The sequence below is a fragment of the Terrimonas pollutisoli genome (assembly GCF_029360765.1).
Classification (GTDB): domain Bacteria; phylum Bacteroidota; class Bacteroidia; order Chitinophagales; family Chitinophagaceae; genus Terrimonas_B; species Terrimonas_B pollutisoli.
Genome location: NZ_JARKNA010000014.1, coordinates 75,757 through 89,287, shown reverse-complemented (window position 1 = coordinate 89,287; position 13,531 = coordinate 75,757). Strand labels below are relative to the sequence as shown.

Here is a 13,531-nt window from a genome sequence, read left to right as displayed (position 1 = left end):
ATCAACTCTAAAAAGTCAACTCTTCCCATGCCCCTCTCAATTCCCCATAAGCATGATTCTCTCCCGCCTTCTTTGCTATTTCCATTCCTTTCTCGTACCATTTAATAGCGTCTTCCACAGCACCGTTTCTTTCCAGCAATTTCGCCAGATGATAATAACTGCCAACATACTCCGGATCTCTCGCCAGCAACGTTTCAAATACTTCCCGCCCTTTCTCATCGTTCCCGGTTTTGACATACTCCAGCGCCAATGCGTGTTGTACAAAGCTATCATCCGGGTTAGCCCGCAAAAATTCAAGCAGCTTCACAATACGATCCATGTTGAAAAAATTTTACCTGAATTACCGTTAGTTACCTTTGCTTCACTTATCTTTGTTTTAGTTGCATAAACAACTAACTCTAACGATCATCAAAAACCCCGTCATGAAGATTTTAGTTTGTATCACCAAATCGCCGGACACAACGGCAAAAATAGCCTTCACCGACAACAACACGAAATTCGATACCAATGGCGTTCAATGGATCATCAACCCTTACGATGAGTGGTATGCGCTGGTTCGTGCCATCGAGTTGAAAGAAAAAGATCCTTCTACTATTATTCACCTGGTAACTGTTGGCGCTGCTGATTCTGAGCCCATCATCCGTAAGGCCCTCGCATTGGGCGGTGATGAAGCCATACGGGTAAATATGGAGAGCCATGATAGTTTTACCATCGCTTCGCAAATCGCTTCAGTAGCAAAAGATGGAGGCTATGATCTTATATTCACCGGTAAAGAAACCATCGACTACAACGGATCATCTATTGGCGGCATGGTAGCCGAACTACTCGACCTGCCTTTTGTATCGCTGGCAGCCAAGTTTGAATTGAATGGCAACAAAGCCATCATTACCCGTGAAATTGAAGGTGGCGAAGAAATAAATGAAGTGGAATTGCCAGTGGTGGTAAGTGCTCAAAAAGGAATGGCCGAGCAACGTATTCCCAATATGCGTGGCATCATGGCGGCCCGTACCAAACCGTTGAAAGTGGTGGAGCCTGTTGCCGTTGATGCGTTGACAAGCGTCACCAGTTTTGGTTTACCACCTGCAAAAGCTGGTGTTAAGCTGGTAGCGGCCGATAATGTGGAAGAACTGGTAAGATTGTTACATGAAGAGGCGAAAGCAATCTAACCCCCGGTTCCCCTAAAGGGGACTTAGGCCGAAGATACTTTTTAAATAGCCATGCTCTTTTAATAATGGATTGATGATAGTGTTACCAGCTTTAGTGCTACTATCAGCTTCGTTGCGTCGCACTCTTCAGCGTTCAGTTCTTTTACTCAGCATTTAAACTATTTAACTTATCAACCAATTAACTAATTAACATAATCAACTCTTTAACATGAGTGTATTAATATTCGTCGATCAGGCCGAGGGCCATGTAAAAAAATCTTCACTGGAAGCGATCTCCTATGGCGCTAAAATAGCTGAACAGTTAGGCACTTCATCAGAAGGCGTTATTCTTGGCAGTACTTCGGAAGATCTTGCTGCTTTGGGGAAATATGGGGTTTCAAAAATCCATCACGTCAACAATGAGACGCTGAACCAACTGGATGCACAGGTTTATACAAAGGTGATTGCACAGGTGGTGGAATCAACCGGCGCAACGGTGGTAGTGTTTCCAAACAATATGGATGGCAAAGCTCTTGCGCCCCGGCTTTCCGCCCGTTTGAAAGCAGGTCTTGTTTCCGGCGCCGTGGCATTGCCTGATACCAGCAATGGATTTACCGTGAAGAAAAATGTTTTTTCCGGGAAAGCCTTTGCCAATATTTCGGTAAGCACGCCGGTTAAGATCATTTCATTGAATGCAAATGCCTATAAAATTGTTGAAGGCAGTGGCACTGCGGAAGTCGTTGCGTTTAATGCTACCGTCGATGCGCCAAAAGTAAAAGTAACCAGCACCAGCAAAGCAAGCGGTGAAGTTCCTTTGACAGAAGCAGAAATAGTAGTTAGCGGAGGCCGTGGTCTTAAAGGTCCGGAAAACTGGGGAATGGTGGAAGACCTGGCGAAAGTTTTGCATGCAGCTACCGCCTGTAGCCGTCCTGTTGCCGATGCGCATTGGCGTCCGCACAACGAGCATGTGGGTCAAACAGGTTTTGCTGTTGCACCCAATTTATATATCGCTATCGGTATTTCGGGAGCTATTCAGCACCTGGCCGGTGTAAACAGGAGCAAAGTAATTGTAGTGATCAACAAAGACCCTGAAGCCCCTTTCTTTAAAGCAGCGGATTATGGTATTGTTGGCGATGCTTTTGAAGTAGTGCCAAAGATCACGGAGGCGATTAAGAAGTTGAGAGGAGTTGCGTAAATACGAAGTAAGAAATTTCCGTTCATTTTTGAGAGATAAAAAGAAAGCCAGGTGATGAATTTTCGCCTGGCTTATTTGTTATTTCTCTTGATCTACTCGTTTATTTATAGTAGCTTATTTCATACTGGTATGGAATCAATTCCACGTCATTTAAAAAACCTCTAAATTTTATCAGCCTGTCTTTGTTATCTAATTCTGATATAGCTGTAAAATTATCGTATTGATTTGTTTGTGAATTAAAGACTTTGGCAAACTGGAATGGATACTTGCTATATTCAAGAGGTTCGTAACCGTCGGGGAAAAATGATAATACGCCTGTAATACTCCCATGAAACATATCTTCCCCGAACGGAATGTTAGCAATGCCATTCAGCAGAATTTGCCGCATATTAAATAACTGGTCACCTTTTGTATGACGTGCAGTAAATTCACATGCGACAAAAGTTATATTTTCATGATTAAGCGTATCGATATAATTTTCTACCACTTTGGTGACACTTCCATTTGCGTCATAAACTAAAGAGTCTCTGTAAATTATTTTTGTATAGGCATCCTCACCTCCTCCAATTACAGTATTATAGGAGTAGCTATACTCACTTGTAAGACATTTGCCCGCTTTATCAAAAACGGCAGATGCACTTACGGTATCCCGTGCCCCGCCTATAGCAATAATTGTGGGCTCACCCCAGTCCAACCTGTATTTATTCTCTGAAAGCAATGTCTTTCTAAACAAAGTACTTCTCGTATTGCCGTTAAAATAGTAGAGAGTAATTTTTTGAATGATTTTATCAGCGTCATAGCTCAACCGAACTGAAATCCGGTCATCGCCCTCTGGTATATATCCATTCTTATATTTGTAAAGCACATTTGTGAGCAATCCATTCGCATCATATGTGTGCTCTACCCCGGCACCTGTAAGATATTGGCTGGAAGCTACCTGATCTAATGTCATTATTATTTTTCGATTCACAGTATCGTAAAAATAATCTTCTTTGATAGTGTCTCCTCCATCGGGCAAACCAGAAACGGGATCCAATGAATTTATCTTTATGCTCTTTATCAACAGCGTGGAATCTTGTACTTCAGACGGAACCGGCGGCGGATTTTCAAGATCAATATCCACTTCTTTCTGACAGGAGGCTAATACGAAAACGGCTATTACAAGCGAGGCAAAAAATAAATGACTGAAATTTCTAATTCTCATAGTTACAGTTAAATAGCCACAAAAAAAGCAAAAAAACCAGTAAATAAGGCATAAAAAGAATAAAAGTCCGGTCTGATTTTTTCCCGCTATCTTTTTTGTTCAAAATCCTTAGTTTCGTGTGATATTTTATGAAGAAGATCGAACTGGAAATAGTCGCTTTATCCCATAGTATTACCCAGACCCATTCGTATGCCGTAGTACTGGGAGAAGTAAATGGATTGCGCCGTTTGCCGATCGTGATCGGCGGGTTTGAAGCACAGGCAATCGCTGTGGCGCTTGAAAAAATGCAACCCAGCCGCCCGCTGACACACGACCTGGTAAAAAATTTCATGAACGCCTTTGCCATTGACCTGCATGAGATCATTATCTGCGACCTGCAGGAAGGCATTTTCTACTCCAAATTGGTTTGTTCATCCGAACATGATACCATCGAAATTGATTCCCGCACTTCCGATGCTTTGGCTTTGGCTGTACGGTTTGGATGCCCGATCTATACCTACGAAAACATCCTCGAAAGCGCCGGCATTTTGATGGAAGACACCGGCTCAGGCTCCGGCAAAAAGAAAAAAGCAAAACAGGAAGTGGTGGTAGAAGAACAGGGCTCAACCGGTAACGAAGACCTTAAAACCATGACACTGGAAGAATTGGATACCCTGTTAAACGATGTACTCGAGAGCGAGGACTATATCAGGGCTATCGCTATTCGTGACGAAATAAATAGCCGAAAAAAAAATCGTTGATCGGCTAACTCGTTAGAGTTTTATTGATTATTTCCAGGTGATTATTTTCCTTTTTATATATTTCAGCAAAATAATTCTTCCGCGGAATTCATCTTAATCCATTGATTCGTGATCGTCTTTCCCAATTGCAAGATCAATCTCGGGCTTCGCATTGTTCGTAAAAGAAATGATGGTTATCATGACCTGGAAACGATATTCTATCCTATTGCGCTTCGTGATGTGTTGGAAATAATTCGTGATCCTCAACATCAACAAATCAATACATCAACGGTACAGTTTTCAACCTCCGGTATTTCGGTTGACGGTAAGATGCACGATAATATTTGTATCAAAGCATTCAACCTGCTGCAGAAAGATTTTCCGCAGATACCTGCTATTAAAATGCATTTGCACAAAGCCATTCCCCTGGGTGCAGGATTAGGCGGTGGTAGTTCGGATGCCGCGTTTACTTTATCATTGTTGAACAAGCAGTTTAATTTGGGCTTATCACCGGAACAACTCATTCATTACGCATTGCAATTAGGCAGTGATTGCCCTTTTTTTATTATCAATACCCCGTGCCATGCCACCGGTCGGGGCGAAGTAATGGAACCCGTTACTATCGACCTTAACGCTTATAAATTCATTATAGTAAACCCGGGTATACACATTCATACAGGCCAGGCTTTTGCCAACATAACCCCTGCCCTGCCTGGAAAAAGTTTAACCAATATAATCCAGCAGCCGATTGAAACATGGAAAGATGATATGACTAATGATTTTGAAAAACCGATCTTCAAACTTTACCCGGAGATCGGGCAGATAAAAAATAAACTTTATGCCGGTGGCGCTTCGTACGCATCAATGACTGGCAGTGGCAGCACGGTGTATGGAATATTTGAAAAGGATAAGAAAGTGGATGCAGATTTTCCTTCCACCTATTTTGTAAAAGAGTTATAGAGCTAATCTCAACAGGTCATTCAGGTCCAGTTGCTCAGTCACCATTTTAAGTTTACCTTCAACATAAGGCCATTCCTCCCTTGGTTTGTCCCAATAAAGTTCAACACCATTGCCATCCGGATCATTTAAATACAGAGCTTCTGAAACACCATGATCGGATGCCCCTGTCAAAGGATACTCGGCATCCAGCAATCGTTTTAAAATAAGAGCAAGATCTTTTCGTGTCGGGTATAAAATGGCGGTATGAAAAAGCCCAACCGATCTTGCAGGAGCAGCACCGGCATCTTTGCTGTACCACGTATTTAAACCAATATGATGGTGATAGCCACCCGCTGAAATAAACACTGCGCTTTCACCATATCGCTGTGTTTCCTGGAAACCCAGCAGGTCACGATAAAAACCAAGTGCCTTGTCCAAATTGGAAACTTTTAAATGAACATGCCCAATCCGGGTTTGAGGCGGTAGCTCGTATGACATAGAAAATGGTTTTAAAAACAGGATAAATTTACTAACTTGCGACAAAATTTTTCTATCCTTTATAATACAACCATAGCATTGTTTTTGGCAAACAATCTTGATTTGCTCAACCACTAAGGTTCTTCTTCCTTCAGCCCGGACGGATCGCCGGGACGTTTCATCGTGTTCTCATTTCATTTTTACAAAACCTTCAATTCCGTTTTATGCAATCGCTATTACAATTATCTGAGCAATCACAATATTACCTGGATCTGGAAGAAAAATATGGATCACATAATTATCACCCGATACCGGTGGTATTGTCAAAAGGACAAGGAGTTTTTGTATGGGATGTCGACGGCAAAAGGTATTATGATTTTTTGAGTGGTTACTCAGCCGTGAACCAGGGGCACTGTCATCCCAAAATCGTCCAATCATTTATTGAACAATCCCAAAAACTCAGCTTAACAAGCCGTGCTTTTCACAGCGATCAATTGGGTGAATATGCAAAATTTATCACCAACTATTTTGGCTATGACAAAGTGTTGCCGATGAATACGGGTGTTGAAGCAGTGGAAACGGGGATCAAGCTTTGCCGCAAATGGGCCTATGAAGTAAAAAATATTCCGGCGAACAAAGCAATCATTCTCGTATGTGAGGGAAATTTTCATGGAAGAACAACGGGTGTCATTTCTTTTAGCACCGACCCACAGTCCACCACCAACTTTGGTCCTTACCTGCCGGGCTTTGAAGTCATCCCATACAATGACATTGAAGCATTGGCAAGGGCGTTGGAAAATAAAAATGTTGCAGGCTTTTTAGTAGAGCCCATTCAGGGCGAAGCGGGTGTAAAAGTTCCTGATGATGGTTATTTGTCAAAAGCCAAACAACTCTGCAAACAAGCCAATGTTTTATTTATTGCAGATGAAATTCAAACAGGTCTTGCAAGAACCGGAAAGATGCTGGCTTGCGATCATGAAAATGTAAGACCGGATATTTTGCTATTGGGTAAAGCACTAAGCGGCGGTATGATGCCGGTAAGTGCTGTATTAGCCGATGATGAGATCATGTTAACAATTAAACCGGGTGAACATGGGTCAACCTATGGCGGCAGCCCCTTAGCTTGCAAAACAGCGATAACTGCCCTACAGGTATTGAAAGACGAAAACATGGCCGGGAACGCTGAAGCAATGGGAGAAATTCTAAGAAATGAATTAGCATCGCTACAGTCAAATCATATACACATTGTTCGGGGAAAGGGATTATTAAATGCAATTGTGATTGAACATGCCAACAAAGATGCGGCCTGGGAACTTTGTCTTCAATTAAAAGAAAACGGGTTGCTGGCTAAACCAACGCATGGTGATAAGATCAGGTTTGCACCTCCTTTGATCATAACAAAAGAACAAATAGTTGACTGTGTGCAGATCATTGGTAAATCATTATCTTGTTTGGATTAATTAGCGACAGTAGTTACCGGTTACCAGTTGCCGATTGCCGGTTTCCTGTTGCGAGCAAAAGAAAAATTTTCAATTTTAAGAATTAACCAAGAGTCAGTTACCGGTAACATGTAATCGATAACTGGCAACTCTCACTATGGATACCCACCTTCACCACGAGGAAAAGCATTTAAGCAGCAGTAAATTTCTCACGGATGTTGTCATTGGAATGAGCGATGGCCTTACGGTCCCTTTTGCATTGGCGGCAGGTCTTAGTGGCGCAGTTGCTTCCAATTCTATTATCGTAATTGCTGGCATTGCAGAGATCGCAGCCGGATCGATTGCCATGGGGTTAGGCGGTTATCTTGCCGGTAAAACAGAGATTGATCATTACCAAACAGAATTAAAAAGAGAATACGAAGAAGTGGATGTAGTACCCGAGAAAGAAAAGGAGGAAGTAAAAACCTTTTTTGCCAATATCGGGCTCAGCGAGGAAATGCAGGCAAAAGCCACCGAAGAAATCGCCAGGGATAAAAAACAGTGGGTGGACTTCATGATGAAATATGAACTGGGCCTTGACAAACCTGATCCGAAACGGGCCACCAAATCTGCGTTAAATATTGGCCTTTCCTATGCCGTAGGCGGACTCGTTCCATTAAGCCCTTATTTTTTTAGCGACACTCCTTTGCAGGCATTAGAGATTTCGGTAATCCTCACACTGCTTTGTCTTTTTATTTTCGGTTATTTTAAAAGCAGGATCACGGGGGTTAATCCCTGGTGGGGAGCATTAAGAGTTACTTTAATTGGCGCACTGGCCGCAAGCGCAGCATTTGGTGTGGCAAAATTATTTGAAGCCTGACACCTGGTCCCTGGACCTTTTGCAGGCAAAAAATTTACACCTTATTTTTTTCTGCTGGTATTTTAATATCCGGGAAGAGAGCTGCTACCAGTATAATGATGGAGGCCACTATTACCAGGTAAAAAGCAACGTGTTTTTCGGGACACTCACCACCACGACAAGCTGAAATGATGAAATAGTTTCTCATGGCCCAGGCAAGGTTTAGTGCAGTTACCAACAAATTGGTTCGCTTGGCCCAAATCTTCGGAATAAAAGAAAAAAGAAGAAAAAAGAAGGAGAAGAGCAAGTGAAAATAACCAGGCTTGCCAAAGCTGGTACCCGTTGCATCCACTCCGCTTACCACGATATTTTTTGAAGGAACAACTATCCATGTAAAAAAACAGGCAATGATCAAAAGCAGGGCGGCACCGGCTCCTACCCATTTCATCCAACGCATACATATTTGTTTTAAAGGCCGCAAGATAGGTATTAGTTGAATGGCGGAGCCTGGCGGGCAACAAAAAAGCAATGACCTGGGGAGATCATTGCTTTAAACTAAACAAACTGTTGACTGCTTATAATCTAAATCCAAGAGTAAAACTTAACACCCGGTGCTTGTTATTATTGTCATCACCAGAACCACCACTACCCGATTGCAATTTGGCAAGACCAAGACCGTAGTTAGCCGAGATCACCATTTTGGAAGCCTCGATACCAACAGTACCATTCAGACCATAGTCAAATCTTTTCATGATGCCAAAACCAGATCCCTCTTCTTCATTTAATGTAGTAGGATCATCGTTTGACCACTCTATATTTCTTTCACTATGGTAAGTGGCACCAAGTAATGTTCTTCCATCAATTTTATTTTTTCCCGCAATGCCCATCGCAATATAGGGGCCAGCACCAATAAAAAAATTACTTTGACCAGTAGGAGTTTTGAAAACTAGATTTACCGGGACTTCCACATAATATGGATTAGAAGTGGCACGGAAATAACCAGCATCACCTTCCTTACCGCGTTGCGTTTTTGTTCCTTTTCCTGTAAAAGTAAGCCCGGGTTGCAAAGCCAGGAAAGAAGTCAGGTTAATATCTCCCAAAATTCCTACCTGGAAACTGGTTAACATTTTGGCATCATCAATTCCGCCGTTGTCGGTCACGGACACATTAGCGAGATTAACACCTCCCCTGAGAATAGCCGAAGAGTTTTGAGCATAAGAACTAAGAAAAGCTACTGATGACAAAGTGGCACAAACAATAATTTTTTTCATTTTCATGATTGTACAGTTTAAAATATGTTGTCCATAGGACAAAGATGCTGCCAGCTTTATCGATCGCCCTGGAATTAAAGCAATTGGCTGGCGTTAATGCATCTTAAGACCCAAAGATAAACCGGGGGTTTAACTATGCTAAAAAAAATGTGAGGAAAAGGCAATAGTCAGGGGAAACTAATCCGCATTCATATTAGTTTTTTAAATAAGAAAAATTAAAAGGGGATTGACCCTAAAGTCAATCCCCGGATCATGGGCTGATTAAAAAATCACAGTGTATAATTCCATTTATGAATATCCTCCTCAACCCCCGTTCTTATTCTTTCTAATTTTTGTTTGAGTTTGTTTAAAATACTTTCATTGGTATACGACGGCAACTGAAAGTCTATCCCATTAATATGAATCGTTTGGATGGGTGCTACTACGGCAGCCGTGCCGGCTCCAAATGCTTCGGTGATGGAGTTGTTGCGGAAAGCTTGCTCGAGTTCTTCAACACTGATTGGTCGTTCTTCCACTGAACATCCAATATCATTTGCCAGGGTCAATAAAGAATCTCTGGTTACACCATCCAATATAGAATCAGACAATGGAGCTGTCACCAAAGTATTATTGATCACAAACATTACATTCATCATCCCCGATTCTTCGATAAATTTATTTTCGCTGGCATCTGTCCATAGAAGCTGATCATAACCTTGCTGTTTTGCCAATTGAGTAGGATACAAAGCACCGCCGTAGTTACCACCACATTTCACAAAACCCGTTCCTCCTTTTGCAGCCCTGCAATAATCAGTTTCGACTTTTACCCGAATTGATTTTGCATATAACTCGGGAACCGGACCGGAAAACACGATGAACCTGTATTGATCTGAAATTTTAATTCCAAATTTTGCTTCGCTGGCATACATAAAGGGACGTAGATACAGCGAAGCGCCTTTTTGAGAGGGAACCCAGGCATTATCTATTTCCAGCAATTTAGCTAATCCTTCAACAAATATTTCTTTTGGAGGAACAGCCATACACATTCTTTCCAATGATTTTACAAACCGATCGTAGTGTTTATCGACCCGGAAAATATTAATTCGCCCATCAGCCATGCGAAAAGCCTTCATGCCTTCAAAAACTGTTTGTCCGTAGTGTAACGCTAATGTCGCAGGACTCAGTGACAGATTTGAAAAAGGAACAATCATTGGCTGTTGCCATTGGCCTTCGTCGTAATCACATACCAGCATGTGGTCCGATATATATTTTCCAAATTCAAGATTATCGAAATCCACTTCATTGATCTTTGAATGAGTTGTCTCACGGGCAACGATCTCAGTTAACAATTCCATATTTGTTGATTTAAGGTTTAACAAGCAGTAGTTACTTTAAATGCGACAGGCAGTCCCATCAGGTAATAATCGAAAGTTTGTGTGCCAATGGTAAAAGAATAAGTCCCCATTTTTTTATAGCCATTAGTCTCATACAATCGGATAGCACTTTCATTACTCACATGTGTATCAAGCCAGAGATAGTCAGGATAAATTTCCCTGGCTATATTTCTAACTTCTTTTAACAGGGAAGTTCCAATCCCATGGCCATGCCATTCGGGAAGCACATAGATCTTTTGCAATTCCATTTGTGCACCTGATTCGATCTGGTCGTTGAGTGAATGCTTTTTTACTTTAGCAAAACCGACCGGCCTTTCATCTGCGAAAGCGAGCAGGTATATATTATTCTCCTTTCGCAAACTTTTACTGAGCTTCAACGGGTCGTATGTGTGTTCCAGGTATTCAAATAATTCTTCTTTGCTTTTAAATAAATGTTCAAATGCATTGCGGAAAGATTTTTTACCGATCGTGGCGATGATCGCCGTATGCGAAACATCAGCCTGATTAATTTTTATGGCCATAGTTGAGTTAGTTTTAAAGTTTATTCTTTGGAAAAGTTTTTTAGATGTTGTGCCGATTGCTCTAATGTCCTGTGCTGCTGTTGCAAATACTCATATAAACGGCAGCCTTTTGTTCTTTTTCGTCTGTTTCAATTTTTTGAAAGTACATATTCAACTACTGCCTGTGAATGAATTTTTGTTGTATCAAATAGTGGTATTGAAAAATCTGCCTGGCCAATCAACATTGGAATTTCAGTACATCCTAATATTATTCCTTCTGCTCCACGTCCAACTAAATCTTTTACAATAGAAATGTAATTTTCCTTTGTTTCTGCCTTAATTACTCCTCTGCCCAATTCTTCTTTTACAGTATGTTGAATATAATCTCGTGTTTCTTGTTTATCTGGTATTAAAACTTCTAAACCATTTTCTTCAAGTTTTTTTATGTAAAATTCCATTTCCATTGTAAACTTTGTTCCCAATAGTCCCACTTTTTTTAACCCTCTTTTTTTTACTACAATTGCAGTTTCTGTTCCAATATGAATTATAGGTAATTCTATTTTTTCCTGAACTTTGTCTGCGAATAGATGGGCAGTATTGGCACAGAGGATTATAGCATCCGCTCCACTTCTTTTTAAACTTCCACAAGCATTGAGAAGCAAGTCAAAAGAATTTTCCCAACTTTTCTCTTGAATATCGCCAAAATTCAATGAGTAAATTATACATTCTGCAAAATTTAGCCCACCTAGTTTTTCATTGATTCCTTCATTTATAAATTTGTAATAGTCCATCGTTGATACCCAACTTATTCCTCCAACAAGTCCAATTTTTTTCATTTTTTTCATCTCTTTTAATTTATTCGATGTCTAAGGCTGTCGTCACCTTTATTATTTCTGAAACTTCGGCCCCTTTCAACCTTAAACGTTATTATTTTAGAATTGAAATCAGTTCATCATATTTCTTTACTGCATCCAGCGCATCGTTTATAGCTATTAGCATTTTTACATTGGCTCTTTTATAAACTCCTTGCTCCACATCCACATGCTGAAAACCTATCTTCTCATATAATTTAATAGCCCCGGCATTTTTTGTATTAGAATAGAGTATCACTTTCTTTGCACCCAATTCTTTTGCCTTTTTAAAACTTGCATAGCTGATAGCTTCTGCGATACCCAACCGACGATAATTTTTATCGACAGCCATTTTTGTAAACTCGTAAACGTTACTGTCTACTTTTCGAAGACCCACCGTTCCGGCAATTGTCCCGTTATACTCCGCCATTAATATAGCGCCGCCATCGTTTAGAATTGCTTCTTCTGGATTGGTCAGCACCCACTCATCAACCGGTTCCATTTCAAACAATTCTTCTATCCACACACGGTTAAAGGCTTCGAAATACGGTTGGTGTTCAGGTCGGTAATCCACAATTTTAATTTCACTCATTGTTTTACTTTTTTGAATTCACGGTTAACCAAATAAACGCCGCCTAAAGTGATTAGTGTACCTATGATCATATTGGCATTCATTTTTTCTGACAGCAGCAGCCAGCCTATCACCACTGCTACTATAGGATTAATGTAGGCATATATTGATACCTGGGTGGGGGGTAACTTACCTATAACAAACACATAGGCAGAATAGGCTACCAACGAACCGAATACAACGAGGTAGATCAGCGCCAGCCATGAATCCCGGTTCACATCTGCAAGGCTGATATATTTACCGGTGATGCCACAAACCATCAACACTACTATTCCTGCTATCAGCATCTGCAAACCCACATTGAATAAAATATCAATTGGTGGCTTTTGTTTGGATGTATATACCGTGCCGAACGACCATGATAAAGTGGAAAGCAGGGCCAGTATCACACCAAACACAAATGTTTTGCTTTGCAATTGTGCCAGGTAATCATAAAAGATGGTAAACACACCTGCAAACCCTACCACCAACCCAACGACCATCCACCGGGTGATCTTTGCACATTTAGAAAGCCATACTGTGAATAAAGCAATAAATAAAGGAACCAGGGCAGCAATGATAGCAGCCAATCCCCCGCTGATATATTCTAACGACCAGGTGAGTAAGCCATTCGCAAGACAGAGCATGAATATGCTTTGCACGGAGATTTTCTTCAATACATCCCAACCCGGCAATTGATACCCCCGTATTAAAAAGTAAGCAACCAGTATAAGCCCGGACATAAACTGTCGCAGGCCTGATACAAATAGACCGGGCATATTCTCAGCTCCTATCTTTGATGCGATATAGGTAGTACCCCAAAAAAAACTTACCAATCCCAATGCGAAATATGCTTTATGTAGTTCCCTTTTCATCTTTAGTCCCTCTAATTATTAATTCTGTAAAATTGTTTATTGCAACTGCCTGCGACAACCCGCTTTTTGCGATTTTAAATGGCCCCTTTAAAATC

At 41.1% G+C, this 13,531-nt stretch carries 16 protein-coding genes; 6 read left to right on the top strand and 10 right to left on the bottom strand.

The window, feature by feature from the left end:
- Positions 1 to 7: 7 nt before the first annotated feature.
- Positions 8 to 319 carry a tetratricopeptide repeat protein gene (locus tag P2W73_RS19195; protein ID WP_276503714.1) on the bottom strand — a complete coding sequence of 104 codons (312 nt, stop codon included), beginning with the start codon at positions 317 to 319 and terminating at the stop codon, positions 8 to 10.
- A 103-nt stretch (positions 320 to 422) separates the two neighbouring features.
- On the opposite strand from P2W73_RS19195, the gene P2W73_RS19190 reads away from it, so the two are divergent.
- Together P2W73_RS19190 and P2W73_RS19185 are read left to right on the top strand one after the other, a co-directional pair.
- Positions 423 to 1,166 (top strand): electron transfer flavoprotein subunit beta/FixA family protein, encoded by a 744-nt coding sequence (locus tag P2W73_RS19190; protein WP_276503713.1) that lies wholly within the window; start codon positions 423 to 425, stop codon positions 1,164 to 1,166.
- A gap of 208 nt (positions 1,167 to 1,374) precedes the next feature.
- Positions 1,375 to 2,340 carry an electron transfer flavoprotein subunit alpha/FixB family protein gene (locus tag P2W73_RS19185; protein ID WP_276503712.1) on the top strand — a complete coding sequence of 322 codons (966 nt, stop codon included), beginning with the start codon at positions 1,375 to 1,377 and terminating at the stop codon, positions 2,338 to 2,340.
- A gap of 100 nt (positions 2,341 to 2,440) precedes the next feature.
- Here P2W73_RS19185 and P2W73_RS19180 read toward each other — a convergent pair whose 3' ends face one another.
- Positions 2,441 to 3,544, bottom strand: a complete 1,104-nt coding sequence (locus P2W73_RS19180) for a hypothetical protein (protein WP_276503711.1) — start codon at positions 3,542 to 3,544, stop codon at positions 2,441 to 2,443.
- Positions 3,545 to 3,672: 128 nt separating this feature from the next.
- Here P2W73_RS19180 and P2W73_RS19175 point away from each other — a divergent pair, with 128 nt between their 5' ends.
- Both P2W73_RS19175 and ispE read left to right on the top strand, forming a co-directional pair.
- On the top strand, positions 3,673 to 4,284 hold the full coding sequence (locus P2W73_RS19175) for a bifunctional nuclease family protein (RefSeq protein ID WP_276503710.1): 612 nt from the start codon (positions 3,673 to 3,675) through the stop codon (positions 4,282 to 4,284).
- Positions 4,285 to 4,392: 108 nt separating this feature from the next.
- Entirely contained in the window at positions 4,393 to 5,223 is an 831-nt protein-coding gene (gene ispE, locus P2W73_RS19170; protein WP_276503709.1) for a 4-(cytidine 5'-diphospho)-2-C-methyl-D-erythritol kinase, read from the top strand.
- Here the strand turns inward: ispE and P2W73_RS19165 are convergent.
- Positions 5,218 to 5,700, bottom strand: a complete 483-nt coding sequence (locus P2W73_RS19165; protein WP_276503708.1) for a VOC family protein — start codon at positions 5,698 to 5,700, stop codon at positions 5,218 to 5,220. The two genes, ispE and P2W73_RS19165, sit on opposite strands and share 6 nt — an antisense overlap.
- Before the next feature lie 203 nt (positions 5,701 to 5,903).
- On the opposite strand from P2W73_RS19165, the gene rocD reads away from it, so the two are divergent.
- Positions 5,904 to 7,139, top strand: a complete 1,236-nt coding sequence (gene rocD, locus P2W73_RS19160; RefSeq protein ID WP_276503707.1) for an ornithine--oxo-acid transaminase — start codon at positions 5,904 to 5,906, stop codon at positions 7,137 to 7,139.
- A gap of 136 nt (positions 7,140 to 7,275) precedes the next feature.
- Positions 7,276 to 7,977 carry a VIT1/CCC1 transporter family protein gene (locus tag P2W73_RS19155; RefSeq protein WP_276503706.1) on the top strand — a complete coding sequence of 234 codons (702 nt, stop codon included), beginning with the start codon at positions 7,276 to 7,278 and terminating at the stop codon, positions 7,975 to 7,977.
- A gap of 34 nt (positions 7,978 to 8,011) precedes the next feature.
- Here P2W73_RS19155 and P2W73_RS19150 read toward each other — a convergent pair whose 3' ends face one another.
- From P2W73_RS19150 to P2W73_RS19120, 7 genes are all read right to left on the bottom strand, one after another.
- On the bottom strand, positions 8,012 to 8,413 hold the full coding sequence (locus P2W73_RS19150; RefSeq protein ID WP_276503705.1) for a hypothetical protein: 402 nt from the start codon (positions 8,411 to 8,413) through the stop codon (positions 8,012 to 8,014).
- 118 nt (positions 8,414 to 8,531) lie between these two features.
- On the bottom strand, positions 8,532 to 9,227 hold the full coding sequence (locus P2W73_RS19145) for an outer membrane beta-barrel protein (protein WP_276503704.1): 696 nt from the start codon (positions 9,225 to 9,227) through the stop codon (positions 8,532 to 8,534).
- Positions 9,228 to 9,496: 269 nt separating this feature from the next.
- Positions 9,497 to 10,561, bottom strand: a complete 1,065-nt coding sequence (locus P2W73_RS19140) for a branched-chain amino acid aminotransferase (RefSeq protein ID WP_276503703.1) — start codon at positions 10,559 to 10,561, stop codon at positions 9,497 to 9,499.
- A 17-nt stretch (positions 10,562 to 10,578) separates the two neighbouring features.
- On the bottom strand, positions 10,579 to 11,121 hold the full coding sequence (locus tag P2W73_RS19135) for a GNAT family N-acetyltransferase (protein WP_276503702.1): 543 nt from the start codon (positions 11,119 to 11,121) through the stop codon (positions 10,579 to 10,581).
- A 128-nt stretch (positions 11,122 to 11,249) separates the two neighbouring features.
- The gene (locus P2W73_RS19130; protein ID WP_276503701.1) at positions 11,250 to 11,945 is read right to left on the bottom strand and encodes an aspartate/glutamate racemase family protein; all 696 of its coding nucleotides are present in this window, start codon (positions 11,943 to 11,945) and stop codon (positions 11,250 to 11,252) included.
- 82 nt (positions 11,946 to 12,027) lie between these two features.
- The gene (locus tag P2W73_RS19125) at positions 12,028 to 12,543 is read right to left on the bottom strand and encodes a GNAT family N-acetyltransferase (RefSeq protein WP_276503700.1); all 516 of its coding nucleotides are present in this window, start codon (positions 12,541 to 12,543) and stop codon (positions 12,028 to 12,030) included.
- On the bottom strand, positions 12,540 to 13,436 hold the full coding sequence (locus P2W73_RS19120) for a DMT family transporter (RefSeq protein WP_276503699.1): 897 nt from the start codon (positions 13,434 to 13,436) through the stop codon (positions 12,540 to 12,542). Before P2W73_RS19120 ends, P2W73_RS19125 begins: the two co-directional genes overlap by 4 nt.
- Between the last annotated feature and the right edge of the window lie 95 nt (positions 13,437 to 13,531).

Excerpts from the sequence above, each read along its gene's own strand:
- rocD (WP_276503707.1), top strand. The coding sequence starts at position 5,904 with ATGCAATCGCTATTACAATTATCTGAGCAATCACAATATTACCTGGAT.
- P2W73_RS19145 (WP_276503704.1), bottom strand. The coding sequence starts at position 9,227 with ATGAAAAAAATTATTGTTTGTGCCACTTTGTCATCAGTAGCTTTTCTT.
- P2W73_RS19195 (WP_276503714.1), bottom strand. The coding sequence starts at position 319 with ATGGATCGTATTGTGAAGCTGCTTGAATTTTTGCGGGCTAACCCGGAT.
- P2W73_RS19120 (WP_276503699.1), bottom strand. The coding sequence starts at position 13,436 with ATGAAAAGGGAACTACATAAAGCATATTTCGCATTGGGATTGGTAAGT.
- P2W73_RS19125 (WP_276503700.1), bottom strand. The coding sequence starts at position 12,543 with ATGAGTGAAATTAAAATTGTGGATTACCGACCTGAACACCAACCGTAT.
- P2W73_RS19165 (WP_276503708.1), bottom strand. The coding sequence starts at position 5,700 with ATGTCATACGAGCTACCGCCTCAAACCCGGATTGGGCATGTTCATTTA.
- P2W73_RS19180 (WP_276503711.1), bottom strand. The coding sequence starts at position 3,544 with ATGAGAATTAGAAATTTCAGTCATTTATTTTTTGCCTCGCTTGTAATA.
- P2W73_RS19185 (WP_276503712.1), top strand. The coding sequence starts at position 1,375 with ATGAGTGTATTAATATTCGTCGATCAGGCCGAGGGCCATGTAAAAAAA.
- P2W73_RS19190 (WP_276503713.1), top strand. The coding sequence starts at position 423 with ATGAAGATTTTAGTTTGTATCACCAAATCGCCGGACACAACGGCAAAA.
- P2W73_RS19135 (WP_276503702.1), bottom strand. The coding sequence starts at position 11,121 with ATGGCCATAAAAATTAATCAGGCTGATGTTTCGCATACGGCGATCATC.
- P2W73_RS19175 (WP_276503710.1), top strand. The coding sequence starts at position 3,673 with ATGAAGAAGATCGAACTGGAAATAGTCGCTTTATCCCATAGTATTACC.
- P2W73_RS19130 (WP_276503701.1), bottom strand. The coding sequence starts at position 11,945 with ATGAAAAAAATGAAAAAAATTGGACTTGTTGGAGGAATAAGTTGGGTA.
- P2W73_RS19140 (WP_276503703.1), bottom strand. The coding sequence starts at position 10,561 with ATGGAATTGTTAACTGAGATCGTTGCCCGTGAGACAACTCATTCAAAG.
- P2W73_RS19155 (WP_276503706.1), top strand. The coding sequence starts at position 7,276 with ATGGATACCCACCTTCACCACGAGGAAAAGCATTTAAGCAGCAGTAAA.
- P2W73_RS19150 (WP_276503705.1), bottom strand. The coding sequence starts at position 8,413 with ATGCGTTGGATGAAATGGGTAGGAGCCGGTGCCGCCCTGCTTTTGATC.